The 1,547-nt window shown below is 47.4% G+C and carries 1 protein-coding gene; it reads right to left on the bottom strand.

From position 1 onward, the window contains the following. Window positions 1-142 precede the first annotated feature (142 nt). Complete coding sequence (locus M4I42_RS16790; RefSeq protein ID WP_268853176.1) at window positions 143-1,441, bottom strand: transposase; 1,299 nt, start codon at window positions 1,439-1,441, stop codon at window positions 143-145. Between the last annotated feature and the right edge of the window lie 106 nt (window positions 1,442-1,547).

Raw genomic sequence — 1,547 nt, 5'->3', positions numbered from 1 at the left:
ATTTTTCTACAATCTCCTCTTTTATTTTCTATATAAAACCATATTTTCCATCGAATCAACTAAAGAAGGGCACACGAACCCCCTTTCCCATTTTACACTTACTTAAAATGGTACTTAAAACAGTTTCTCCCTGTCCCTTCGTTTACGCCGCACAGACGAGGCTTCTCATCTTGTCCTCTTTCTTTTCGCGGATTCGACCAAGCGCTAATGCAAGCATCACACCCAGCACCATGCCACATCGCACCCTCATTTTCGAAAGCCCCCGAATCGTGTGCTGTTCCATCCCAAAGGACACATCTAATCGGCTATTCACTCGTTCGACCGCCGTTCGCTTCGCATAAAGCGTTTCCCATTTCCGGCTGGAGCGATCGATCGGAGTAAACACTCGTCGATCTTCCTCCAAACGAATGCGGATCCCTTTGCCGACTGGACATTGCTTCTGCCCTTTGCACGTGATGCCATATACTTTTGCTGGACACAGCTTTTTTAATGTATTCCGGTCTTTTTCAAACCCTCCATTGGCCATTTCTCGTTCTTTCCCTGTTTCTGGACAAACACAATACACCGTCCCTTTGTAGTTGTACACGACATTCGTTTGGCCACTTACCACTTTCGTCGCTTCCCCGTCTTTCCACATGTTTCGAATATCGATGACCGGTTTGACACCATACTCCTCCCACAGTTCTTCGATGAGTTTCGTATCATCGTACCCTTTGTCTGCCAAACACGTTTCTGCCTCTTCGATTCGTTTCGGCATCGTTTCCTTCATGTCCTTCCACATTCGTCGCCCTTCCACCACATCCGGTGTGGACGCTTTCGTCACCGAATAAAACACGGGGAGTTCATGGATCGCATCCACGATCAGATGAAGCTTATACCCAAACCATCTCACGATCTTTTCCCATGGGGTCCCATCTTCTTTTTTCCCTCGATAGACCTTCTTTCCATAATCTGCATCGACGTCTCGCCGTCCATCTCGTTTTTGGCGGCGGTTTTTTCGAGTCGCAAACGACGCGATCGCTTTACTGTCCATCGCTAAGTGCTTGCCAAACTCCGGCAGTTCTTCGCTGATTTCCTCCACGAGCCGAACAAACATCTCGTGGATCGCTTTCTCCTCTTTCAAAAGCAACACCATAAACCGACTGTAGGCGGAGGAAGTCGGAACCTTCGTTAGCCCGCATACCATTCGGAGTTGGGCGTTGCGTGACAACTCTCGACGCAAGCTTTCGATGGACGGGTGTTGAAACACAATCCCTGCTAAAAGCGAGTTCCACATCCCACGAATGGGATAGTCATCCCGCCCGTTTTTCCGCCGCTTTTCGAGCTTTTGCATAAGGGATTCATCGGGCATCGTTTCGATCACGAGTTGAAGTCGTTTTAAATCGCCTAATTCTTCAATTTCACTCCACACAAATAGGCTTGGTTGTGGTATAATAGCCATGGTAGGGAACCTCCTTTGGAATGGGTTTTGGTTGACTTCATTTTATCATAGGACAGGATTCCCTGCCTTTTTTATTTGGGGTGAATTTTTGCTTTGACACAAAGAT

It is taken from the genome of Anoxybacillus sp. J5B_2022, from assembly GCF_026847645.1.
Lineage (GTDB): Bacteria > Bacillota > Bacilli > Bacillales > Anoxybacillaceae > Anoxybacteroides.
This window is presented reverse-complemented; position numbering and strand designations above follow the sequence as displayed.

Coding starts and splice junctions, on each gene's coding strand:
- M4I42_RS16790 (WP_268853176.1), bottom strand. CDS start 1,441: ATGGCTATTATACCACAACCAAGCCTATTTGTGTGGAGTGAAATTGAA.